Source organism: Pseudomonas laurylsulfatiphila (genome assembly GCF_002934665.1).
GTDB classification, from domain to species: Bacteria; Pseudomonadota; Gammaproteobacteria; order Pseudomonadales; family Pseudomonadaceae; genus Aquipseudomonas; species Aquipseudomonas laurylsulfatiphila.
The window spans coordinates 786,702-811,884 of the sequence record NZ_NIRS01000002.1; the positions used below are offsets into that span (position 1 = coordinate 786,702).

The window sequence follows — 25,183 nt, forward strand, 5'->3', positions numbered from 1 at the left end:
GGCTTGCCAGCGATGGCGATGCCGGTATCACCTCAATGTCGGGGAGTTTTCGAGCAACGTACGGGTATAGGCCGCCTGCGGATGATCCAGCACTTGGTCCACCTCCCCCTGCTCCACCACGCGCCCCAGTTTCAGCACCAGCACGCGGTCGGCGATGGCGCGGACCACGCCGAGGTCGTGGGTGACGAACAGCAGCGTCAACCCCTCTCGTTGCAATTGCTGCAACAGCGCCAGGATCGAGGCCTGCACTGACACGTCCAGCGCCGAGGTGATTTCGTCGCAGATCAGCAGCTTTGGCTCGCACACCAGCGCCCGGGCGATCGCCACGCGCTGACGCTCGCCACCGGACAGGCTGTGGGGATACAGGTCTGCCACCGAGGCTGGCAGCGAAACCCGCTTGAGCACCGCCTCCACACGCTCCCGTGCGGCAGCACCCTTTATGCCGAAAAAATGCTCCAACGGCGCGCTCAGGGTCTGATAAACCGATTGCCGTAGGTTCAACGCCCGGTACGGGTTCTGGAAGATGTACTGGATCTGATGCCGTTGCACCGCGTCACGCTGGCGCGCCGACAGACTCAACGACTCACCGGCATAAAACAGCTCACCCTCGGCGTTTTCGCCCAGCCCGGCCACAGCACGCGCCAGGCTGGTCTTGCCCGAGCCGGACTCACCCACCAGCGCCAGGCACTCCCCGGCGGCCACCTTCAGAGAAACATCGAACAGCACCTGTCGATCATAGGCCACGTTCAGATCCTTGATCTCCAGCAACGGCGCGCGCGCCGGCGCCTCGATGGCCGCCAACACGGGTATCGGGCCAACCACCGGCAACGCCTGAAGATGCGGGTCCAGGCACGCTACCCTTTGCTGTGACGACAGGTCCCGCAGTCCCGGTTCGACCACCGCGCACGCGGCGACACGACGCGCACACCTTGGCGCGAATGCACAACCTGACGGCCGCTGCCCCGGTGCCGGTGCATGCCCCGGGATCGCCTGAAGATCCCGGCGCTGCGCAACGTCGGGAATCGCCGCCAGCAAGCCCCGCGTGTAGGGGTGCGCCGGCTGATGAAACAGCGCCGGGCGCTGGGCGACTTCGACAATCCGCCCGGCATACATCACCATCACCCGGTCCACCAGGTCCTTGATCACCGCGAGGTCATGGGACACATACACCGCGGCCACCCCCAGGCTTTTACACAAACGGCGCAACGTCGCCAGGATGTGGGCCTGGGTGGTGACGTCCAGCGCGGTCGTGGGTTCATCGAGGACGATCAATGCCGGGCGCAGGACAAAGGCCAGCGCCAGCATCACCCGCTGCTGCTGCCCACCAGACAGTTGATGGGGAAAACGGCGCAGAAACTGCGCATCGTCGGGCAGGCCGACATCGCGCAGTGTCTCGACGATGCGCTGCTCTTGTGCGGCGCGATCAAGTTGAATCTGATGCGCCCCCAGCGTTTCGCGCAGCAGGCTGCCAATACGCAGCGCCGGATTGAGGGCCGTCGCAGGGTCCTGGGCCACATACCCGATCAGGCTGCCACGGGCCCGGCGCAAGGCCTCGCCCTGCAACGTCAACATTGATTGACCGGACACCTCGACCTGCCCACCGACAATCCGCGCCCCCCTTCGTGCATGAGCCAGCAAGGCTGTCGCCAGGGTGGTTTTGCCCGACCCCGATTCGCCCACCAACCCAAGAATTTCTCCGGCCTCCAGGCTGAAGGTCACATCGGACAGCACATCAATCTGTCCCGGCAACTCGACCCGCAAGTCCCGCACCTGCAACACCTGCGCATTCAGCACAGAGGAACGGGACTCGATCCCGGCAATGGCGTTCATGGCTGTTTTTCTCCGATCCGTGAGCTGCTGCGGCCAATGCCTTCGGCCAGAATGTTGGTGCCATAGGCAAAGATGCCAATCAGGATGGCCGGCGCCAACACCGCCCAGGGCTGTACCAGCAACCCAGCCTGGTTCTCGTTGATCATCAGCCCCCAATCAGCGGTCGGCGGCGCCACGCCGTAACCGAGAAAACTCAGCCCCGAGAGCATGCCCACGCCCCAGGTCAGCATGTTGCCGAAGTGCACCAGCAGCGGCGTGAGGATGTTTGGCAGGATTTCCTTGAACAGAATCCGTCGCCGCGAATAGCCCATCATCTGTGCGGCCTCGACGAACTCCTGCCCCGCCACGGCCACCGCGCTGCCCCGGGCCAGGCGAATGACCCCGGGGGTGAAGGCAATGGCCACGGTCAGCACAATGAGCCAGGGCGCGCGGCCCAGCATGGAGACGATCAACAGCACCAGAATCAGGTCGGGAAAGGCCAGCGACACGTCCGCCAGCCAGGTAATCAATTGATCCAGGCGCCGTCGGGAGAACCCCGCCAACAGGCCCAGAGAGCTGCCCACGAGCAACGCAATCGAGGCCGCCGCCACTGACATCCACAGCACCGACACGCCGCCGCTGAGCAAGCGCGACAACACGTCGTGCCCGAGAAAGTCATACCCCAGCAAGGCCTTGCCCACGGGGGCGCCATACACCGAACCGACCATTTCTGTCGGGCTGTGGGGCGCCAGCCACGGCCCCAAAAGTGCCAGCGCTACCACCAGCGAAGTGATCACCGCGCCCTTGCGGGTTTGCGGTTCGGCCAGCCACAGGAGCCAGCGAGCGCGTCGCGAATCAGTCATGCATCACCTCTCAAGGTGCCTTGGATGGAGAACGCCGCCACCAGGGCTGAATGCCCCGACGGTTGCGCCGGATCAGGGTGACCCGGCGGGCGGTACGAAGCTTGGGTGTCAGCAGCACGGTCAACAGATCCGCGAGCAGGTTGATCAGCACCACGCCCAGGGTGATCACCAGCACGATGGCCTGGATCATCGGCAAGTCGCGCATCTGTATCGCTGAATTGAGCGAAGTGCCGATGCCCGGATAACTGAAAATCACCTCTGCCAGCAACGCCCCGCCGATCAGGGTGCGCAGGGTCAGGGCCACTCCCTGGATCGCCGGAATCAGCGCGTTGGGCAAGGTGTGACGCCAGACGATGCGCCACTCGGGAATGCCCCGCAGCCGTGCGGCGACGACATAGTCCGATTCCAGCGCTTCGATCATCGACGCCCGCACCATGCGCGTCAGGTACGGCAGCGCCGACAGACTCAGGGCCAGTACCGGCAACACCAGAAACTGCAATTGGCGTAGCAGCGATTTGTCCGGATCGAGGATCGACACCGCCGGCAGCAGATCCATGTGTGGCATGGAAAACAACAGGACCAGACCGATCGCCAAGAGGAAACCCGGCGTGGCCTTGAGGAAAATCAGCAGCGAAAGAACCCGGCGATCGAGGCGGCTGTCACGGCGCAAGGCCAGGGACACGCCCAACAACAAGGCGGCTGGCACGACCACGGCAATCACGCCGGCGAGCAGCGCCAAGGTGTAGCCAAAACGCCCGAACAGAATGCTGCCAACCGGTGCATTGGAGTCCAGCGACACACCCAGTTCCCCCCTCAGGGCGTGCCCGAGCCAACGCAGGTATTGCTCCAGAATCGGCCGATCCAGACCCAGCTGGCGTTGCAGGGTGAGGATGCTTTCCAGCGGTGCATCGGGGCCGAGGATCACTCGCGCAGGGTCCGAGGGCAGTGCCTGGGTGGCGATGAACACCACCAGGCTGATGACCCACGCGGTCAACAGGCCGTAACCCAATCGCCCGATGAACCAGGACAGCCAGGCCGGTGTACGCGGGGTTTTGCAGGACGGTTCAAACATGGTTCACCCACATTTCATCGAAACGCCAGGAGGCGAACGTCGTCTGTTCCGGTTGCAAACCACCGACCCGCACCGACGCCGCGTCCAGCACGTCGTTGAAGCCCCAGATCAGCAGGCCACCACGCTCGTGCTGGATGCTTTGTGCTTCATGCACCAGGACTTTGCGCTGTTCCAGATCAGGCTGTGCCAGCGCCTGGCGGTACAACGCACTGAATCGCTCATCGTGGAAATTGCTGCGGTTGTAGATGGCCTGCGGCGCATCGTTGTGCAGCGCCGAAGCCAGGAACCCCCGAGCCGGCGTCGAGCCTGGTGACAGCAGCCAGTTTTCCCGTTGCGGGCCGTTGAACACCGAGCCATCGACCTGGGTGACCTTGATCTCGACCCCGGCCTTCTTCGCCTGCTGGGCAAACACCAGCGCCGCATTGACGCCGGGTCCCGGTGTGGTGGTCAGTTCCACCCGCAAGTCGTCGTGCCCGGCCTGGCGCAACAACGACCGCGCCTGTTCCGGGTCGTACGGACGCTGGGCAATGCCGTGGTTGTACGTCGGGTCATGGGGCGAATACAGGTCGTTGGCGACCCGGCCGAAACCATTGAGCCCGCGCTCGACCAGCTCACGCCGGTCGGCCAGCAGACGAAACGCCTGACGCACGCGCTGATCCTGAAAGGGTGCCTTGGCCAGGTTGAGGTTAAAACCCGTGAACGAGGTGCTCGGCGATGCGTACAACCTCAGTCGCGAGTCGGCCTTGAGCAGCGCGCTGTGCTCGGCCTGCACGCCGCTCGCTACGTCGATCTGCCCGGCGCGCAGGGCCGCGGCACGGGACACCTGGTCCTTGAACTCGATGATTTCCAGTTCATCGGCGTAAGGCTGGCCGGGTTTGTAGTAGTTTTCGAAGCGCTGGTAGAGCGAGCGCTGACCGGGAATGAAGCTCCTGAGTTTGTAAGGCCCGGCACCGACCGGGTTGGTCACGGGGTCGTAGTCCGTAGGCACGATGCCGCCAAAACTGATCAGGGTTTCATCCAGCGGATAGAAGCTCTGGCCTTCCTTGAAGCGGATCTCAATGGTGCGCTCGTCCAGTTTGCGCAAGGCATTGCGGTCGATCGCCCCCACCAACCCGGCAAATGGCGAAGCCAGTTTCGGGTCCGTCAGACGCAGGATCGAGAACAGCATGTCGTCGGCGCCGATACTCTTGCCGTGATGGAACTCCAGCCCCGGCTTGATGCGGATGGTCCAGGCGCTGGCATCGGCATTGGGCTCGGCGAACTCCGCCAGGGCCAGCCGCGTGCTGACGTCGGTGTTCCACTCCCAAAACTTGCTGTACAGCGCCCAGCCGCGAATGATCCCGCCGCCCACCGGTTTGTGGGCATCGAGGTTACCGGATTGATCACCGTCGATAATGCCGACCCGCAAACGACCGCCCTGCACCGGGGTGCCGGACAAGGCCGCAGCGCCACTGATCGCCTCGCCGCCGTCGCAACCCCCGAGCAGGCTGCTGCCAAGGATCAGGCCGCCACCGACCGTCAGGCCGTCGCCGAGAAACCTGCGACGGGAAAATGCCTCGCTCATCAACGCCTCCCTCAGGCTTTCTCGACCGCGACGGCGCGCCCGAGGCGCGGAACGTCAAAACCGTGATCCAGGTCGAGCAACGGGAACAGTAGATCGGCCACCCGCTGCGCTTCATCGATCAACGGAAAACCGGAAAGGATGAAGGCCGACGTGCCTTGCGCTTCATATTCGCGAATGCGTTCGGCGACCTGTTCGGCGCTGCCCACCAGGTAGGTACCGGCGGCCGGGCCAAGGATGTTGAAGCCGAACAGGCTCGGGCCGAGCCAGACGTTGGGGTAGATCTCCAGATCACGGGCCTTGGGCAACCGACCGGCACGAATGGCGTCGACGTTGCGCTGGGTTTGCGGGTCGTCGCTGTGGAAGCTCTCCAGGGTTTCGCCGGGTGGCAGTTGCCGTTCAATCGCAGCCCGCGCGGTTTGCAGCGAGGTGCGCCGCAGCAGTTTCTCGGCGTGGGCCCACGCCTCTTCCTCGGTTTCACGGACGATGATCTGCAAGCGCGTGCCGAAGGTCAGTTCGCGGCCGATCTTCGCCGCTTCTGCCGTCACTTTGCGGAATTTCTCGCCAAGCTTTGGCGGGGTGTTGGCGAAGCTCAGGTAGACATCGAGCAATTGCACCGAATGGGCAACGCCCGGCCCCGAGGTGCCGGCACCCCACAACGGGATGCCCGGCTTCTGTTTCGGTGGATGCCAACCACCCAGCGGATGACTGGCCGCCGCCGGCGAACGTGGCGCGAGCTTGACGTACTGGCCGTCGAAACCGGCGGTGTCACCGGCGTAGAAGCGCTGGAAGGCGCGCCAGTATTCGAGGCTGAAGTCGTAGCGTTCGTCGTGGGGGTAATGCACGCCGAGCGTCGCGAGGCCGGCGTCATTGCCGTTGACCACGTTGAACAACAGGCGTCCGTTGGAGAATTGATCGAAGGTCAACGCCCACTTGGCCAGCACCGCTGGCGACAGTTCACCCGGATGTTGCGCCACCAGAAAACGCAGGCGCCGGGTGGCGTCGATCAAGGCGGCCGAGACTGCCAGGCTTTCATTGGGGCTGGAGCCCAGCAGCGAGCCGTAATAGCCCAGGCGATCGCTGGCCACGGCGATCTGTTTCAAATGCTCGAAGTCGGTTTTCCAGCGACCTTCGGGCTCCCATGGGTAAGGGCCGTCGGGGGTGGTGAGGTACCAGAGAATCTTTACTGCCATGAGGGTGTTCCTTGAATTATGTATCGACCGTTCGGACGCCATCGCTGGCAAGCCAGCTCCCACAAAAAAACACGCTGTTCACCGCTCCACCGTAGGAGCCGGCCTGCCGGCGATGAGGGCCTTGAGACTTGCATCGCATTGAAGGACGCCATCGCTGGCAAGCCAGCTCCTACAGGGGGGGTGTAGTGGTCGGGAGGTCGGTGGATCAGGCTCGGCGGTCGATGGCGGGTACCAGGCCCAGTCCGCTGGCTTTTTCATACAGGCCGCTCATTTTCCATTGCTGAGTCAGCACGCCCGGGCCGTAAGGACGGGAGCCGCCCAGGGCGTCGGCGAGCAATTGCAGTTGCGCGCCCTCTTCCAGCAACAGGATGAATTCAGCCGTGGCGCGCAAGCCTTGCTTGCCCCACACGGTGGAGCCGCCATTGGCTTCCAGAATCGCCAGGTTGAACGGGTTCTCGGCAATCTTGTCGAGAATGAAATCGACTTCCGGCTGACGGCGGTCGATGTACACCGGCAGTTCCCGGGCCAGTTGATAACGCTGCACCGGCACGTAGTGGAACGGCAGCGTGCGATGGGTCTGCGCCCAGGCACCCAGGTACGGCGAGTGCACATGGGAAACCGTGGTGATGTCGGCGTGCTGCTGGAACAGTTTGGTGTAGCGCCCCAAGCCACCCTTGCCTTTGCCGTAGATCACCTTGCCTTCAAAGTCGGTGACCGTGGCCTGCAGGGGCTTGCGGTAATTCCAGGGCCCGCCGTAGTTCACCGACACCAGCAGTTCCTGCCCCGGTACGCGCTCGATGAAACCGACGGTGCCATTGGCGGTGATGGTGTTGGTTTCACGAAAGACGGTGAAGGCTTCTTCAGCCTCGACCAGCACCTTGTCGATGAAGTTTTGCAGTTCCTGGCTAATCAATTGTTCGGTGACGGGCTTTTCGTTGATAAGTACGGTCATGGCAGTTCTCCGGATTCAGGCGCGGCGCTTGGCCAACAGTTCATGGGCAGCTTGCAACGGGCGCGGATCGACCCAGTCGGCGATGGAAAAATCGCGTTCCAGGAAACCGTGCAGGTACAGGAAATCTTTCTGGGTATCGAGAAACTCAAGACGCTGCGCAGACAGGTCCGGCGCGAGCGTGGTGTGGAATTCGCCGCGATAGGCCTCGGCGACCCCGGCGCTGCCGGCGCGGGTTTCCTCTTCGAGAATGGCGTTCAGCGCCTCCCGGTTGTTGGCAGCCCAATCAGCGGCGCTGAGGGTTTGTGCGAGAAAGCGCACCACCAGGTCGAAGTGATTGTCGAGCAGGCTCTGGTGAACAGTAATCGGACGCGGCGTGCCATTGTTGATGCGATAACGTGGCTCGGCGATCAGGTCCAGATCGATGCCCACCACCAGCCCGAGACGCCGCGCGGCATCGGCAGCGGAAGCGCCCTTGACGTACACCGCATCCACCTCGCCTCGCACCAGGTAATCGAGGCCCGACCACAAACGCTGCAACCCTTCCTGCGGGTTGGCCGCTCGCTCCTGGTCCTGCAACGCGACTTCCACCAGTTCGACGTCATCGAACCCCAGCCCTGCAAGGCTCAGCGCGCCTTTATAACCATGCAGGCTCATGGCGCGGGCGATGCTCCCGGGACGGCTTTCTCCCCAGGCCGGCAGCGCCAGGCGCTTGCCCTTGAGGTCGTGCGGATGACGAATGCCGGAGTCCGGGCGAACCAGGATGGTCTGCCATTCTTCGATCCAGGTCAGGCCGATCAGGCGACTCGGTGCACCGGCCGCGCGTGCCGCCAGGGCCGGTACGTTGCCGCCTTCACGAAACAACCCCGGCAACTCGTGATCGTAGTGGTGATGACCCAGTTGACGGGCTTCCTGCAAGGTTGAAACCGGCAGGCCATCGGCGGCGAACTCCTCGCTGAGCCAGCCGAGCTTGTAGGCAATCCCGGAGGCCGTCGGCACCGGGCAACGGGTGAACCAGATCTGGTCCAGTTCATTCAGGGAAGCAGGTCGGGATTGTTTGGCAGCAAGCGTCATGGGCAGCTCCATCGGGTTGGCAAGTCAGTCGCGGTGACTGTTGCCAGGGCTATTGCAGCGCCCGTGCCAAGAGTTGATCCCCCCGGTTTACCGGGCTTTGCGCCCGCCTTCGGTCGATGCGCAGCCGTTGATTGCTGGCCTGCCAGCAAGATTGCGCGGCGACTGCTGCTGTCCGAGCAGTCGCCGCCGCCCTGCTGCTTCCTCAGCAACACCCACCCGCCTTGCACTGCGCCAAACGCTGAGCTGCACAGCCTTTGCAGCCCTTGGCGCAGAACTTGCTCAAGACCCTTTCAACACCCGGGAAACACTGACGAACCCTGTGTAGGAGCTGGCTTGCCAGCGATTGGCCTTAGAGCCTTGCGCCGAGATCAAGGGCGCCATCGCCGGCAACGGATTTTGTGCAGTTTTGTGGTCATCAGACATTCAATTATCAGAGGTAGAGCAATGAGCAAGGTCGAACACAACCCCGCCGGACAACTGATACAAGAGCAGGCTCCGATCCGCTTACTGCAGAGCGAAGCGCAAGCCATCGCCGTGGCGAAGGAGATCGCCGTGGAGATCGCCGAAATCGCCGCCGATGCCAGTCAGAACGGCCAATTGCCTCGGCGTCAGGCGCAACTGTTGTCTGAAAGCGGCCTGACCGCCATCGGGGTGCCCAAGGCATTTGGCGGGCTGGGTGCCTCGGTGGAAACCATCGTCGAAACCGTACGCATCATTTCAATCGCCGACGGCGGCGTCGGTCAGTTGCTGCAAATCCATAACGTCATGCTGCGCGGGATTTTCACCGGTTACTCCGACGACATTCGCGACCGGCTGATCCGTGATGTGCTGGCCGGTAAACGATTCGGCAACGCCCTGGCCGAAGTGGGCGGCAAGAACAAGTTCGCGCTCAAGACCCGGGTCGAACGTCGTGCCGACGGCAAGCTGATCCTCAACGGCAGCAAGTTCTACTCCACCGGTTCCTACCTGGCCGAATGGATTTCCCTGACGGCCGCCAGCGATGACGGCGGCGCCGGGGTGCTGCTCAATCGCAACGCCCGGGGCCTGACGCTGGTCGATGACTGGGAGGCCTTCGGTCAGAAAAATTCGGTCAGTGGCACCGTGATCTTCGACAACATCGAGCTCGACGAAGGCTTCGTCTCCCAGCGCAAGGGCCCCATGAAACGCACGGGCCTGACCTTCCCGCAGATTCTCCACGCCGCCATCGATACCGGCATTGCCGAAGGCGCGCTGTCGGCGTCAGTGGAGTACCTCAATCACCATGCCCGCCCCTGGGTGGAAAGCGGTGTCGACCACGCCAATCAGGAGCCGCACATCATCAAGCAGATCGGTGAGTACGCCGTGGCCTTGCGTGGGGCGCAATCACTGCTGCGCGACGCGGCACGGGTGTTCGACCAGCACGAGCTGGATCCGGACAACAAAGCGCTGCAGGACGAGCTGATTCTCTCGGTAGCCACCGCCCGCGCCCACTCCGACGCGGCCTCGCTGAAAATCTCCAGTGACATCTTCTCCCTGCTCGGTGCCAGCTCATCACTGACCAAGTGGAACCTCGACCGCTTCTGGCGCAATGCCCGGGTCCACACCACTCACGACCCGATCCGCTGGCGCCTGCATCACGTAGGCAACTACTACCTCAATGGTGTCGATCCGGGCGAATACACCGCGATCCTCAACGCCAAGGAGCAACAGGGCGCCACCCGTCCTGCGCAATGACCTGAGGGCCTCATCGCCGGCAAGCCGGCTCCTACAGGAATCGCATGCAACGAACACCCTCTGTGGGAGCTGGCTTGCCAGCGATGGCGGCCTCGAAAACGCCACAGGGCTCAAGGACCCAATCGCCGGCAAGCCGGCTCCTACAGGAATTGTGTGCAACGAACACCCTCTGTGGGAGCTGGCTTGCCAGCGATGGCGGCTTCGAAAACGCCACAGGGCTCAAGGACCCAATCGCCGGCAAGCCGGCTCCTACAGGAATTGTGTGCAACGAACACCCTCTGTGGGAGCTGGCTTGCCAGCGATGGCGCCCCCAAGACCTGCACAAGGTTCCAGGACGCCTTCGCCGGCAAGCCGGCTCCTACAAGATCGTGATCGACACCGGTTTCCCGCGACATCCACAAAAGGCTTTTCCATGATCGAAAAACACCCCCTATTGCGCAGCCTGGCGATCTACCGGGAAATGCCCTGGCGCTTCGCCCTGGTGGCGCTACTGTTCATTGCCGTGAACCTGGGGCTGGTCTGGCAGCAATGGCTGATCGGGCACGCGGTGAACGACGTCAGCGCCGGTCGCGCGGTCATCCGCCAAGCCGATGGCAGCCTCGACGCCAGCCTTGGCTGGTACTGGCTGTGGTTGATGCTCGCCGTGGCCCTGGGCCGTGGCGTGTTGCAATACGCTGCGAGCGTGTTGTCGCTGGTACTCAGCCAGGAACTGCTGACGCGCCTGCGTGAACGCATCCTGCAACAGGTACAGCACCTGCACCTGGGCTATCACTGGCAACACGGCATGGGGGAAATGATCACTCGCACCACCCGTGATGCCGACAAGGTTCGCGACGCCCTGATCAGCTTCTGGCGCCAGGTGGTGGAAACGCCACTGGTGGTGCTGGCGACCGTCGGCCTGCTGGGTTGGTACAACCCGTTGCTGGGTCTGGTGCCGCTCATGTTGACCGTATTCGCCCTCTGGATCTTTGTGCGCCAGACCGAGCGCCTTGTCAGCCTCGACCGGGCCGTTGGCCAAGCCTACGACCGGGTCAACCAGGACCTCAGCGAAGGCATTGGCGGCGTGCGGGTGATCAAGTCGTTTGGCCTGGAAGATAGCCGCATCCAGCGTTTCACCACTCAAGTAACGGTGTTTGCCGACCACGCCCGTCACGCCCTCGCCTACTCCAGTTCGCGAATTCCGCTGCCACAGGCTGTCGTCGCATTGGGACATGTCTGGATTCTGGTCTATGGCGCCCACCTGGTGGCCAGCGACCAGCTCGGCATCGGTGAACTGGTCACCTCGCTGCTGATCGCCACCACCCTGGTGTTTCGCATCGAAGGCATCGGCCGTGTCATGCAGACCTTCGCTGACGCACGCTCCAGCGCCGAGCGGATCTGGCAGTTGCTGGACGAACCGGCCGCGATCCGCAGCGGTGATGCCAGCCTGCCTGACTCGCCTCTGGGCTTGAAGCTGGAGCACGTCAGCGTCAGTGCTCCCGGCGGTGGGCTGGATATTGTGCGGGACTGTTCACTGACCCTGCAGCCCGGTGAAATCGTCGCGCTGGTGGGTGCCACCGGCACGGGCAAAAGCCTGTTGGCCAGCCTGTTGCCGCGCCTGAGCGATATCAGTTCCGGGCGCGTGCTGATCGGTTCGGACAGCGCCGGCTGGCAGGACATCCGTCAATTGAAGCTGGACGAACTGAGACGCCGGGTTCACGTGGTCCCCCAGGAAAGCTTTCTGTTTTCCGACACCCTCGCGGCCAACCTGCGCCTGACCGCGCCGCAGGCCAGTGATCGACAGCTGCGTGAGGGATTGCGCCTGGCCGCCGCCGACGATGTGCTGGAGCGCCTGCCGCAAGGACTGGCCACTCCCCTGGGTGATCGTGGCGTGACACTGTCCGGTGGTCAGCGCCAGCGTCTGAGCCTGGCCCGCGCATTGCTCGGCGAACCGGACATTCTGTGCCTGGACGATGCCACCAGCGCGCTGGATGCGATCAGCGAACGCCATGTACTCAATAACATTCGCCAGTTGCGCCGCGCTCAAGGGCAGGCCACCACCCTGCTGGTGATCTCCAGCAAGCTCTCGACCATCCTCCTGGCCGACCGCGTGCTGATGCTCCAGGACGGCCACATCGCCGCCAGCGGCACCCATGCACAACTGCTGAAAACCTCTCCTGATTACCGCGACCTGCTAGGGATCGACCATGGCTAACCCAATCGCCGGCAAGGCCCTGAGCGATATCGAAATTGAAGAAATGCTGGCCAAAAAGGCCTTGGACCGCAGCATGTTCAGTCGACTGCTGCCGCTGCTGAAACCGATTCGCCGACATATTTTCGGGGTCATCGGCATTGAGCTTCTGCTGGTATTCACCGTGTTCCTGCGGCCCTGGTTCGTCCGTGAGTTGCTCGACCGTGGGCTGATCCAACAGAACGATCACTGGTTGCTCGATGAGCGCCTCGTACTCTGGCTCGGCCTGGGGTTGGCGGCCAGTTGGCTCGGGCGTTTTCTGCTCGCCGGGGTCTCACAGTACGTGGCCGGCAGCGCGGCGATCCGGGTGTTGAATGACCTGCGGGTGCAGGTGTTTGCGCATGTCCAGGGCTTGAGCGTCAGCTACTTCGACCGGACCAAGGCCGGGCGCATCATTTCCCGCGTCGACCGTGATGTCGATGCCCTTGAGCCCCTGGTGATCCAGGGTCCGCCTGAACTGCTGGGCGCGTTACTGCGCTGCGGGCTGGCCTCGGTGATGTTGTGGCGTATCGAACCGCGATTCTTTCTCAGCCTCGCCGCCACAGTGCCATTGCTGGTGTTGGCCACCTGGGGTTTCAAGCGCATTTCCCAACGCAACTGGGCCAAGGTGGCGGAGAACCGTAGCCGCTTCACCGCCCATCTGGTGGAGAGCGTCAACGGTGCGCGCATGTTGCAGCAGTGCGCCCAGCAAGCGCCGAACCTGCGGCGCTATCGCGCACTGCTGGATGATTTCAACCACGCACTGATCCGTGGCAGCCTGCGCTCAAGCTGGTTCGCGCCGTTCACCGCCCTGCTCAGCTCGGCCGGCATGGCGCTGCTGTTGCTGGTGGGGGCGTATGGCCTGGCGCAGACCGATGTGACCGTTGGCCAGGTCGCGGAGAGCCTGTTCTATGTGTTCCTGTTTCTGGGGCCATTGCAGGAACTCTCGGACCTGTTCGAGCGCTACGCCACCGGTTCGGCCTCGGCACAGCGGATCTTTTTGTTGCTCGACACGCGGCCGCAGATCAGCGACAGGGCCACGCCGCAGCACGTGGGCAAAGCCCGAGGCGAAGTGAATTTTGAACAGGTGCGTTTTAGCTACGATGCCAACAGTTCGTCACCGGTGATCAACGACCTTGACCTGCATATTCCTGCCGGTGAGGTGCTGGCGATTGTCGGTCCCTCGGGCCATGGCAAGAGCACGCTGGTGCAGTTGCTGACGCGCTTCTACGAGGTTCAATCGGGTTCGGTCAGACTCGATGGCATTGATATTCGCAACCTGCCCCAGCACGAATTGCGACGTAATGTCGGCGTGGTCCTGCAAGACAACGTGCTGTTCAGTGGCAGCATTCTCGACAACCTGCGCCTGGCGGCGCCGCAGGCCGACGATGCGCGCCTGATCGCAGCGGCCAGGGAGCTGGGCGCGGATGAAGTGCTGGAGCGGTTGCCACACCAATACCAGACCGAAGTCGGGCCACTGGGCGGACACCTGAGCCATGGCCAGCGGCAATTGGTCTGTCTGGTGCGCGCCTACCTCGCGGACCCGGCGGTACTGGTACTGGACGAAGCGACCTCGGCCGTCGACATCCATACCGAGCGCCGCATCCAGCGTGCGTTTCGCCGGCTGTGCGAAGGTCGCACGGCCATCATCATTGCCCACCGCCTGGCAACCATCCGCGATGCCGATCGCATTGCGGTCATCCGCCACGGCCGCCTGGTCGAACAAGGCCCCCACCGCCAATTGATCGATCAGGGCGGCACCTATGCAGCGCTGTACCAGACCTACCTGCGCAGTGCCGAAGCGGGTGCCTCGATTGACGACATCGTCGCCACCGCACCGGCGTAATCAAGACTGCCATCGCTCTAGGAGCCGGCTTGAAAGCGATGAGGCCGGCACATTCAACATTGATCTCCGCTGACCCACCGCCATCGCGAGCAGGCTCGCTCCCACAGTGATTTCGGTGGCTCGCAGATTTCGCATACACCCACTAACCCTGTGGGAGCGAGCCTGCTCGCGATGAGGCCAGCACATTCAACATCCATGGTGCCTGACACACCGCCATCGTGAGCAAGCTCGCTCCCACAGTGATTTCGGTTGCTCGCAGATTCGCATACACCCACTAACCCTGTGGGAGTGAGCCGGGTCCTACAGAAACGCGTGCCCCCACGCACCACCCAACCCACCTGCTGCCCCCCGAGCAACCATTGCTGACGGACTGCTGCCACAGCAGCACCCCTCGCCTCCCGCCCTCCTCCCATCCTCGCCCCCCCCCCGGCCCCGTTGGCCAAAACCCGGCGCGCCGAGCATGGCATGTCCGTTGCAATCCCCCTGACAAGACATCCTCGCACCTGCGCGACGTATCGCGTACTTGAATCAGGAGCAACCCATGACCACCGAATTTTTCTGGCGCCTGCCACTGGGCACCGACGGTCCGCAACTGACCACCGACAAACACAACCGTGGCAACCCTCACTATCGCCCGGGCAACATCGCACCGGGGCGCTTGCCCAACGGCGAACCGGACGACTTCACCTACATCGACTACATCGCCCAAGTGGCCAAGGCCGCGGAGTTGGCGGGTTTCGAAGGGGCCTTGTTGCCCACAGGCCCCGAGCCATGGATTGTCGCAGCGGCCCTGGCCCGGGAAACCCGTCGCATCAAATTCCTGATCGCGTTCCAGGCCACCTGGACTTTGCCGGCCTACGCCGCACAACAAGCGGCCATCCTGCAAAACCTCAGTCGCGGTCGCCTGGAGTGGAACATCATCACCGGTGGTAACCCGGCCAGTCAGCGAGCCAACGGCGACTTCCTCGAACATGACCTGCGCTACAAGCGCACCGGTGAATTCCTAGACATCATCCAGGGTCTTTGGCAGAACGAGCGTTTCTCCTACGACGGCGATATCTATCAACTGGAGAACGGCGCCCTACCCCACGGGCTGCACAACGAGCGCAAACCCGGCGTGTACTTTTCCGGGTTCTCCGACGCGGCACTGGACGTGGCCGCCCGGCACGCAGACGTTTACCTGAACTGGGCCGAGCCCATCGACAAGCTCAAGCCGCATATCGAACGGGTGCGCGAACTGGCAGATAAACAAGGCCGAAGCGTGCGCTTCGGTCTCAGGGTCGACCTGTTCGCCCGGGAAACCGAAGAGCTGGCGTGGAAAGACTTGCGTCGCCAGTTCGACAAACTTGAAGGCCAGAGCAGCACCTTGGCCAAGGGTTTTACCAGCGGTTCGGATTCGGTGGGGGGTGCACGGCAAACCGCCTACCACCAGAACATCGACCGCTTCGACGATCTGATCATCGGTCCGAACCTGTGGGCCGGTTTCGCCAAAGCCAAACCGGGGCCGACCGTGGGCCTGGTGGGCAGCCACCAGAACATCGCCGAACGCCTGGCGGAGTACCGCGACGCCGGGTTCTCGACCTTCATCCTGGCGGGCAACCCGCACCTGGAAGAAGCCCTGCGCATCGGCCAGGAAGTGCTGCCGCTGGTGCACCAACGCCCTGCCGTGCAACCGGCAACTCATTTGAAGGCCAGCGCCTGAGCGCTGCGGGAGAACCCTTGATGACTCAACCCCTCGACACCCTTTGGTACACCCGCTGCCCGGTCCCCACCGGGCTGGGCATCGCCGTGCAGAAAGGCTGGCTGCAGGACACCGTCGGCGCTCTGGGCACCCAGGTACAGTCGCTGCGCGAATCCACCGACAAGGCCGTACGTGAATCGCACTTCGACCACACCCTGCGCAACTCGGTACGCCACGGCGGCAACATTCCGGCCATCTGGGCCAGGGCCCAAGGCCGGGAAACACGGGTGATTGGCCTGTCCTGGGCCGATGAAGTGCAACTGATCCTGACGCGCGCAGACAGTGGCATCAAAACCGTGAAGGACCTCAAGGGACGGCGTTTCGGTTTGCCCGACTGGGCCGGCGCGCAAATCGACTTCACGCGGGCCCAGGCCCTGCGCGGGCTGGAAAACGCCCTGATACTGGAGGGCCTGCAGGTCGGCGATGTGCAACTGGTGAACTTCCGCTATGAAGGCACCTTCAGCGATCCGCAGGTCAGCACCGTAAACGGCACGCCGGTCAGTCCACAGCGGGTCGAGGGACGCAACCTGGAATTGGTGGGCCTGCTGCGTGGCGAGGTCGATGCCATCTTCCTCAAAGGCGCCAGCGCCGCGCGGCAGGCCCATGAGTTCGGCCTGCATACCGTCATCGACACCGGCTCACACCCCGAGCCCCTGATTCGCAGCAACAATGGCACCCCTCGCACGCTGGCCGTGGACCTGAACCTGCTGGATAACCACTTCGATATCGCCACCGGCATTCTCGATGCCGTACAGCGCGCCGAACAGTGGGCCCACACCCATCCCGAAGAGACCCGCCGCTACCTGGCCCGCGAAACCAACAGTAGCGAGTACTGGGTCAGCGCCGCTTATGGCAACGATGCTCATCTGCGCTTGCGCACCGAACTGGATGAACAGGCCATCGACGCCCTGCAGGACTTCACCCACTTCCTGCATCGCTGGCGCTTCATCCCGACAAGCTTCGATGTGCGCGACTGGATCGACCCTCGACCGCTGCACGCGTTGCTGCAAACAAACACCGCACTGGCAGGCTAACCCGCCAGGCTTCATGGATTGGCACTGAAGGACTTTATGAGCAAACCACTCGATACGCTTTGGTATACCCATAGCCCTGTTCCCACGGGGCTTGGCATCGCCGTGCAATCCGGTCGACTGGCGCAAGCCTTTCAGCCGTATGGCACCAATATCCAATCCCTGCGCGAATCCAGTGAACGGGAAGTGCGCGAAGCCCACTACGACCATCACCTGAAAAACTCGGTCCGTCACGGCGGCAATATCCCGGCCATCTGGGCCTATGCCAGCGGCGTTCAAACCCGAGTACTGGGGTTGTCCTGGAGTGACGAGGTGCAGTTGATCCTGACCACGGCGGAAAGCGGTGTGAAGAGCATTCGCGACTTGAAGAACCGCCGCTTCGGGCTGCCGAAATGGGCCAACGTGCAGATCGACTTCACTCGCGCCCAGGCCCTGCGCGGCCTGGAAAACGCCCTCAAGCTCGAAGGCCTGGACGTGTCCGATGTCGAGCTGGTGGACTATCCCTATGGCGGCACCTACAGCGACGACCAGAAACAGCATGTCTACGGCTCGGAGGTCAACCTCGGGGTCACGCGCGTCAGCCGTCGCAACAACGAACTGATCGGCTTGTTGCGCGGCGACATCGACGCGATTTTTCTCAAGGGCGCACACGCCGTGCACCTGGCCAATGAATTCGGCTTGCAGGTGGTCGTCGACACCGGCTCCCACCCTGACCCGCTGATTCGCTCGAACAACGGCACGCCACGGACCCTGACCGTCGACACCCACCTGCTGCATGAGCATTTCGACGCCAGCGTGAAAATCGTTGATACCGTGCTGCGCACCGAGCAATGGGCCTGGGCCAATCCGGACGAAACCCGGCGTTTTCTGGCCCGGGAACTGAACACCAGCGAGTACTGGGTCGCCGCCGCGTACGGCGAAGACGCTCATCGGCGTTTGCGCACGACGCTGGATGCACGATCCATTGAAGCCTTGCAGGATTTCACTGACTTCCTGCATCGCTGGGACTTTATTCCACGGCGTTTCGATGTGCGCGACTGGATTGATTTCAGCGTGCTGGAAAAGGTCATCGGCTCGACCTCACGCCTGGCGGTTTGAAATTTTTATCGCCGGTGACGACGCCATCGCCGACAAGCCGGCTCCTACAGAATACGTTCCGCTTCGACGCAAAAACCTGTAGGAGCCGGCTTGCCGGCGATGGCGTCCGCAAGGCCAATGAGTTGCTGGCCAGGCAACACTCCCCCGCTCAAATCCTGCTGCTCCAGCAACACCCGCCAAGCAACTTCTGCTGAATGTCTGACAGGCTCTTCGCAGCCAACTGGATCCAACTAATAAATTCAGGAAAAAAGGCTTTTAGCCAAACTCATACAAACATTAATTTCTATGTTTTTCATAAACTTAACAAAACTAACACGCTCAAAAAAACATTTGGCACGATCTCTGCTCTACCCCCTCTAGTGAAACTTTATTGGGGGAGACTTAAATGCATAAACTTAATCCAATCACCAAAAGTATCTGGCTAACCTTGTTACTTGCCGGGGGCGGTGTCAGCGAGGGATTGCTGGCGGCAGAGTCCACCGAGGTCGACAGCAGCAAGACCGCTGCCGAGCCTTCACTCAAGACCGTGACCGTCACCGCTCAACACCGTGAAGAAACCCTGCAGGAGATCCCGATAGCGGTGTCGGCGATACAGGGCACCAGCCTCGTCGCCGATGGCGCGCGCAACATGGGTGACATCACGACATTCGTTCCCAACGTTTCGGCGAAAAACCCGGACGGCGATGGCCGGCCCCGTTGGTACATCCGCGGCCTCGGCACGGGTGATACGGGCGCTGCAACCGTTTTCCCGGTGGGGATCTACGCCGATGATGTGTATCTGAACGCACCGATTGCCGGCGGCGGGCCGCTGTTCGACCTGGAGCGCATTGAAATCCTGCGGGGGCCGCAAGGTACGCTGTACGGCAAGAACACCACCGCAGGCGCGGTGAATGTCATCTCGAAAAAACCGACTTTCGACACCGACGGCTACGGCACGATCGGGTTTGGCACCAAGAACGAACGCATCGTCACCGGCGCTCTGGGGGGAGCGCTGGTGGATGAGAAACTCGCGGCGCGGGTCGCGCTTTACTCCGAGGAACGTGACGGTTACCAGGAGAACCTGGTCGACGACAACACCTATGGCGACGTGAACAAGAAAGCCGTCCGCCTGCAGTTTCTTGCTCAGGTGAACGACGATCTCGAGGCGTTGCTGAAGGTTCACAGCCGCGAATTCAAAGGCGACGGCAGCAACGGCTCGCTCACGGTCGGGCGTTACTACAACGTTGGCTACGAAAGACCCAATGGGCGCGATATCGCAATCAACGTCAATGAAGACTCCAAGCTCAATCACGACGGCACCTCACTGACCCTGAACTGGCACCTGGGTGACTACACCCTGACCTCCATCAGTGCCTATGACTACCTTCGCAACCAGGCGACCAGCGACGCCGACTACACGCCTTTTGAGGTCAACGGCGCAGCAATCACCGACAACAAATACGCTCAATACTCCCAGGAACTGCGGCTGGCATCGCCGCAACAGGAAACCCTGCGCTGGCTGTTGGGCGCTCATTACTTCCACGAGGACCTCGACAGCTCTGCGCAGCGTATTGTCACACCGGGCCCGACACCTAACGGCACCGGTTCCAACCAGATCGGCGGCGTCACCGACTTTCGTGACCTGAGCTATGACCACAAGACCGACAGCTACGCGCTGTTCGGCAACCTGACCTACGACTTCACCGATGATTTCAGCGTGACGGGCGGCCTGCGCTGGACCCAGGAAAAGAAAGACATCGACCTCGACCTGACGCAACTGACCCGCATCACGGCCAACGGCCCGCTGGTGCCGCTGCGTGGCGTCGGCACCAACGGTAATCGTCAGGAAGACAAGGCCTGGGACGCCTGGACCTATGACCTGACGCCCGAGTACCGGATCAACGACAACGTCCGGGTATTCTTCCGTTATGCCCACGGTTTCCGTTCCGGTGGGTTCAACACCGGCCTGTCCACCAGCCTTTCACAGCTGACCACGGTGGACCCGGAACAACTCGACGCCTACGAACTCGGCCTCAAATCCGAGTGGTTCGACCATCGCCTGACGGCCAACGCCAACCTCTTCTATTACGATTATTCGGATATTCAGGTGAACCTGCTGACGGTCAACAACGGTGTACTCACCACGGCACTGACCAACGGCGCCAAGGGTAAGGTCAAGGGTGCCGAACTGGAGCTTGAAGCCCAGCCGACTGACTTCCTGCACCTGCGTGCCGCAGTGTCCTTCCTCGACACCGAATACACCGATTTCAAGAACACCAACCCCAACACCGGGGTCGTCACGGGTGATTACAGCGGCAACAGCTTCGTACGCTCGCCGCGCAATGTGGTCGCGCTCGGTGCCGACTACACCTTCCCGCTGGAAGTCGGCGGCAAGCTGGTGGCTGGCGGCGACGTGAGTTTTCGCGACAAGGAATACTTCCTCGCTGACCGCCAGAGCAGTGCGGACAAGACCCTCAGCCAGCCGCACTACACCCTGGCCAACACTCGCCTGACCTGGTTCAGCCCGGATGAAAAACTCAGCGTCACCGGTTACGTGAACAACGTCACCGACCGTCGCTATCAGGTTCACGGTCGTCCGAACGGGACACTGGGCCAATACGTCATCACCTACGGCGACCCACGTACCGTCGGCCTGAGCGTGACCAGCCGCTTCTGATCTCACGCATAACCCTGTAGGAGCCGGCTTGCCGGCGATGAGGGCCACAAGCCTTGCATCGTTCTGGAGGCCGCCATCGCTGGCAAGCCAGCTCCTACAAAGCCTTGTCTGAAAGGAATCTTTTTATGCTCCAACGTACTCCGTTGGCCGGCGCTATCGCGCTGGTCATTGGCAGCCTTGCCGTGCCTGTCGTGGCTGCCGAAAGCCAACCCGCCGCCAACAGCGATCCCCTGGACACAGTGGTGGTGCTCGGGACCCGGCGCAGCGATCTGACCGCGCTGGAAAGCGCCTCGCCGATTGACGTGCTGTCCGCTGAGCAGCTCGAAGAAACCGGTGCCAGCGATTTGTCCGGTGCCCTCACCGCCCTGTCACCGTCGTTCACCTATCCGCAGTCCCCTCAGGGCGCCTTTGCCGGTTCCATCGCCCAGGGCGCGTCGTTGCGGGGCCTGGCATCCGATCAGGTGCTGGTGCTGGTCAACGGCAAGCGCCGCCACACCAGCGCCAACGTCACCCGCCAGAGCCTGGTCAACGGGCGTGGCGCGGCAGCGGTCGACTTGAGCCTGATTCCCCTGAGCTCGATCCAGCGAGTGGAAATCCTGCGCGACGGCGCGGCGGCCCAGTACGGCTCGGACGCCATCGCCGGGGTCATCAACATCGTACTCAAAGAGAACGACAACGGTGGCAACCTCGGTTATCGCTTCGGCGGCTACGACAAGGGCGACGGCATCCAGCGCAAACTCAGCGGCTGGAAAGGCATCGCCCTGCCCAACGACGGCTTCCTGACCCTGAGTTTCGATGCCGGCAATCAAGACCCGGCCAGCGACACCAACCCGGACAACCGGATTTTCTACCCCGGCTCCACCAGCATCAACACGCCCCGCGAGCAGAACAACCGCTATCGCACCTGGCGCTGGGGCTCGGGCAATGTGTCGGACCAGTACAATGTCGCCGCCAACAGTGAAATCGGCATTGGCGACGGTCTGACGGCCTACGGCTTTGCCACCTATTCCCACAAGAACACCGATGCCGAAGGCTTCTTCGACCCGCCCACGACCTTGCGCAACAACTACAGCAGCACCGCATTGCAGCGCTTCCCGGACGGCCGTGTACCGATCACCCGTTACTCGCTGGAAGACTATGCGTTGACCGGCGGACTGCGCTACGAAGATGAACAACTGGGCACGTTCGATTTCGCCGTCAACCATGGCGACAACACCCTGAAGTCCACCGACCGCAACGCCATCAACCCCAGTTGGGGTGTGAACAGCCCGGAAAAGATCTTTACCGGCGAACGCGACGCCGACCAGACCAACGTCACCCTCGATTGGGTGCGGGACTTCCCGACGGACCTGTTGTTCAAACCACTGACACTGTCCGCCGGCGTGGCGTGGCGACGGGAGAACTACGAGCTGAGCCCGGGCGAGGCCGCTGGCTGGCAAAACGGCCCGCTCTTCAACACGGTCGACCCCGTTACCCGCCGGCGCATCCCGGGTTACTACTCGGGCATCACCCAGGTCGATGCCGCCTCACTGGACCGCAACGTGGCGGGCGCCTATGTCGACGTCGAAGGCCAGGTCACCGAGAAATTCCAGGCCGGTGTCGCCGTCCGTTCCGAGCACTACTCGGACTTCGGCGACACCACCAACGGCAAACTCTCCCTGCGCTACGACTTCACCCCGCAGATCGCCGCCCGGGCCACCGCCAGCACCGGTTATCGTGCGCCATCCCTGGTGCAGAGCGGCTTGTCCTCGTTCAGCGTGCAAGTGGTCGAGCAACCGCCTGGCAGCGGTAACTTTGTCGAAGTGCAGCAACGTACGTTGCGCGCCAACAGCCCGGAGGCCGCGCTGCTGGGAGGGACGTCGCTCAAACCGGAAGAATCCACCAGCTATTCCCTGGGCCTGGTCTGGCGCCCATTGGCCAATGCATCGGTGACGCTGGACGCCTACCGCATTGATATCGACAACCGCATCACCCTCTCCGACCAGTTGCCCGCGTCGGTGGTGTCGCCGATTTTCGCCGGTACCCCTTACGCGAACATCCAGAGTGCGGCCTTCTACACCAACGTGGCCGACACCCGCACCGACGGTGTCGAACTGGCCAGCAACTATCAACTGGACCTGCAGCAATGGGGACGCCTGAACCTGAATGCCGGCGTGAGCCACAACAACACCCGAATCACCGCCCTGCGTGACGTCGGCAACATCAAGGGCTCGCAGATTGTCGGCCGCACCACCCAAGGCCTGATCGAGGACGGCACGCCCCACTCCAAGCTGATCCTCAGCGCCAACTGGCTGTATGACGGTTGGGGCGTCACCCTGTCCCAGCGCCGCTATGGCGAATGGAAAAGTCTCAACTCGACCAACCCGAACCTGGACCAGACCTACAGCCCGCAATGGGTGACGGACCTGGACTTGTCGTACACCTTCGACAAAGCACTGAAGGTGTCCGTGGGGGCGATCAACCTCTTCGATACCCATCCGGACAAGGCTGACGGGGCGCAGTTGTACGGCGTGCCGAAGTATTCGATCACCAGTCCTGAGGGTGCCCAGGGCGCGTTCTACTACACCAGCGTCAGTTACGACTTCTGAGTGGACTGCTGCCGGGGTGTTGCCCTGGCAGCAGCGGGTGTTGGTCAAGCACCAATTCATGAGCACCCCACCCTGTAGGAGCCGGCTTGCCGGCGATGGCGGTCCATGGGATTTGCGGCGCCACACACACCGCCATCGCCGGCAAGCCGGCTCCTACAGATTTAAACCGCCCGATTCCACCGCGCTGGCACAGCTCTTGCGATACCCCTTCGGTACTTCGCCGAAATAAGAACTGCCATGCGTACTCAACGTCTGCTGTCTTGCCTGACCTGGCTCATCTCCCCTGTTGCCCTGTTGTTGCTGTGGGCAGTGGTGGCCGACGCCGGGATTTTTCCGCGCAACCTGCTGGTTCCTCCCGCTCAGGTGTGGCGGACCTTCGAAGCGTTGTCGGCCAGTGGCGAGCTGCTCGAGCACCTGCTCAACAGCCTGTCGCGCCTGGGGCTGGGGTTCGGCATCGGCTCACTGTGCGGGCTGGCATTCGGCGTGCTCATGGCCTTGTCGAAAAACGTCGAGATCTACTGCTCGCCGCTGTTTCACACCTTGCGTCAGATCCCCAGCATCGCCTTGATCCCGATGTTCGTGCTGCTGTTCGGCATCGATGAAACCTTCAAGATCATCATCGTTGCCAAGACCGCTTTCTTCCCGGTCGCGCTGGCGGCCAGCGAAGGCGTCAAAGCCATTCCGCGCAGTTATTTCGAAGTCGCGGATGTGTATCGCCTGCGCTGGCCGACGTTCGTCCGGGAAATCGCCCTGCCCGCTGCCGCGCCCCCGATCATCACCGGTTTTCGCATCAGCCTGACCCGCGCCTGGGTGGTGCTGGTGGCCACCGAGTTGCTCGCCGCCGACAGTGGCCTGGGACAGATGATCGAAATGAGCCGGCAGATGCTGCGCATCGATGTGGTGATGGTCGGGATTGTGGTGACCGGTCTGATCGGTTTCGCCCTGGATTTCAGCTTTCGCCAACTGGAACAGCGACTGTTCCGCTGGCAGACCCGCTAGGAGCCTTCGATGTCTGGACTTATTGCCAAATCCCGCGGCCTGTTGTTGCCGCTGTTGTTGATCGGCGGTTGGGAGTACCTGTCTCGCCAGGGCGCGGCGGGGGCTTACGCCTTTGTGCCGCTGTCGACCATAGGCGCTGCCTTGCTCGAGTTGCTGGCCAACGGCGAACTGCTGGTGAACCTGTTGGCCAGCCTGACGCGCACCAGCGTCGGCCTGGCGCTGGGGATTTTTTTCGGGATTCTGCTGGGCGTGCTGATGGCGCTGTCAGGACCGGCCAATCGATTGATCGGGCCGCTTTTTCATTCGATCCGCCAGGTACCGATGCTCGGCTGGATTCCACTGATTGCCATGTGGTTCGGCAACGGCGAGTTTTCCAAGGTGCTGATTGTAAGTCTGGCGGCTTTCTACCCCATGGTGCTCAACACGTACCAGGGCTTCAGCCATGTAGAGCTGCGCTATCGCGAGGTCGGCCAGGTGCTGGTGTTGAGCCGCTGGCAGCGGTTGCGCCATGTGCTGTTGCCGGCGGCGCTGCCGAGCATCGCCACCGGTGTGCTGCATGCGCTCGCGTTTGCGTGGGTCACGGCGGTGGGCAGCGAGTTATTCCTGTCGTCCGGCGCCGGCCTGGGCAACCTGATGATGAACGCCGAGGCCGGCTCACGCATGGAGGTCATTGTCCTCAGTGTGCTGTGCATCGGTCTGTGCGGTTACTTGATGACCCTGCTATTCACCCTTCTTAGCCGCCATTTGCTGCGCTGGCGCAACATTCGTTGAAAGGCCACTC

General features: G+C 62.5%; 17 protein-coding genes. 10 read left to right on the plus strand and 7 right to left on the minus strand.

Features of this window, described 5'->3' with window-relative positions; translation table 11 throughout:
- Window positions 1-27: 27 nt before the first annotated feature.
- From CD175_RS09290 to CD175_RS09320, 7 genes are all read right to left on the minus strand, one after another.
- Entirely contained in the window at window positions 28-1,830 is a 1,803-nt protein-coding gene (locus CD175_RS09290) for a dipeptide ABC transporter ATP-binding protein (protein ID WP_104448644.1), read from the minus strand.
- Entirely contained in the window at window positions 1,827-2,672 is an 846-nt protein-coding gene (locus CD175_RS09295) for an ABC transporter permease (RefSeq protein ID WP_104448645.1), read from the minus strand. Before CD175_RS09295 ends, CD175_RS09290 begins: the two co-directional genes overlap by 4 nt.
- Before the next feature lie 10 nt (window positions 2,673-2,682).
- Entirely contained in the window at window positions 2,683-3,744 is a 1,062-nt protein-coding gene (locus tag CD175_RS09300) for an ABC transporter permease (RefSeq protein WP_104448646.1), read from the minus strand.
- Window positions 3,737-5,308 carry an ABC transporter substrate-binding protein gene (locus CD175_RS09305; protein WP_104448647.1) on the minus strand — a complete coding sequence of 524 codons (1,572 nt, stop codon included), beginning with the start codon at window positions 5,306-5,308 and terminating at the stop codon, window positions 3,737-3,739. The genes CD175_RS09300 and CD175_RS09305 overlap by 8 nt, the downstream gene beginning before the upstream one ends.
- Before the next feature lie 11 nt (window positions 5,309-5,319).
- Window positions 5,320-6,498 (minus strand): LLM class flavin-dependent oxidoreductase, encoded by a 1,179-nt coding sequence (locus tag CD175_RS09310; RefSeq protein WP_104448648.1) that lies wholly within the window; start codon window positions 6,496-6,498, stop codon window positions 5,320-5,322.
- A gap of 205 nt (window positions 6,499-6,703) precedes the next feature.
- Window positions 6,704-7,450 carry a class II aldolase/adducin family protein gene (locus CD175_RS09315; RefSeq protein ID WP_104448649.1) on the minus strand — a complete coding sequence of 249 codons (747 nt, stop codon included), beginning with the start codon at window positions 7,448-7,450 and terminating at the stop codon, window positions 6,704-6,706.
- Between the two features lie 15 nt (window positions 7,451-7,465).
- Entirely contained in the window at window positions 7,466-8,521 is a 1,056-nt protein-coding gene (locus CD175_RS09320; protein ID WP_104448650.1) for an ABC transporter substrate-binding protein, read from the minus strand.
- Window positions 8,522-8,965: 444 nt separating this feature from the next.
- Between CD175_RS09320 and CD175_RS09325 the strand changes: the two genes are divergently transcribed.
- The 10 genes from CD175_RS09325 (at window position 8,966) to CD175_RS09390 (ending at window position 25,173) form a co-directional block, all read left to right on the plus strand.
- Window positions 8,966-10,234 carry an acyl-CoA dehydrogenase family protein gene (locus CD175_RS09325; RefSeq protein WP_104448651.1) on the plus strand — a complete coding sequence of 423 codons (1,269 nt, stop codon included), beginning with the start codon at window positions 8,966-8,968 and terminating at the stop codon, window positions 10,232-10,234.
- 412 nt (window positions 10,235-10,646) lie between these two features.
- The gene (locus tag CD175_RS09345) at window positions 10,647-12,428 is read left to right on the plus strand and encodes an ABC transporter ATP-binding protein (protein ID WP_104448851.1); all 1,782 of its coding nucleotides are present in this window, start codon (window positions 10,647-10,649) and stop codon (window positions 12,426-12,428) included.
- Entirely contained in the window at window positions 12,421-14,289 is a 1,869-nt protein-coding gene (locus tag CD175_RS09350) for an ABC transporter ATP-binding protein (protein WP_104448652.1), read from the plus strand. The genes CD175_RS09345 and CD175_RS09350 overlap by 8 nt, the downstream gene beginning before the upstream one ends.
- A 541-nt stretch (window positions 14,290-14,830) precedes the next feature.
- Window positions 14,831-15,991: an LLM class flavin-dependent oxidoreductase gene (locus CD175_RS09355; protein WP_104448653.1), complete on the plus strand. Its 1,161-nt coding sequence runs from the start codon at window positions 14,831-14,833 to the stop codon at window positions 15,989-15,991.
- A gap of 20 nt (window positions 15,992-16,011) precedes the next feature.
- Window positions 16,012-17,064 (plus strand): ABC transporter substrate-binding protein, encoded by a 1,053-nt coding sequence (locus tag CD175_RS09360; protein ID WP_104448654.1) that lies wholly within the window; start codon window positions 16,012-16,014, stop codon window positions 17,062-17,064.
- 36 nt (window positions 17,065-17,100) lie between these two features.
- A complete protein-coding gene (locus CD175_RS09365) occupies window positions 17,101-18,159 on the plus strand; it encodes an ABC transporter substrate-binding protein (protein ID WP_104448655.1) in 1,059 nt (352 codons plus the stop codon).
- A gap of 385 nt (window positions 18,160-18,544) precedes the next feature.
- A complete protein-coding gene (locus tag CD175_RS09375; protein ID WP_104448657.1) occupies window positions 18,545-20,815 on the plus strand; it encodes a TonB-dependent receptor in 2,271 nt (756 codons plus the stop codon).
- A gap of 125 nt (window positions 20,816-20,940) precedes the next feature.
- Window positions 20,941-23,403: a TonB-dependent receptor plug domain-containing protein gene (locus tag CD175_RS09380; RefSeq protein ID WP_104448658.1), complete on the plus strand. Its 2,463-nt coding sequence runs from the start codon at window positions 20,941-20,943 to the stop codon at window positions 23,401-23,403.
- A gap of 237 nt (window positions 23,404-23,640) precedes the next feature.
- Complete coding sequence (locus CD175_RS09385) at window positions 23,641-24,402, plus strand: ABC transporter permease (RefSeq protein WP_104448659.1); 762 nt, start codon at window positions 23,641-23,643, stop codon at window positions 24,400-24,402.
- Between the two features lie 9 nt (window positions 24,403-24,411).
- Window positions 24,412-25,173 carry an ABC transporter permease gene (locus tag CD175_RS09390; RefSeq protein WP_104448660.1) on the plus strand — a complete coding sequence of 254 codons (762 nt, stop codon included), beginning with the start codon at window positions 24,412-24,414 and terminating at the stop codon, window positions 25,171-25,173.
- The last annotated feature ends 10 nt before the right edge of the window (window positions 25,174-25,183 follow it).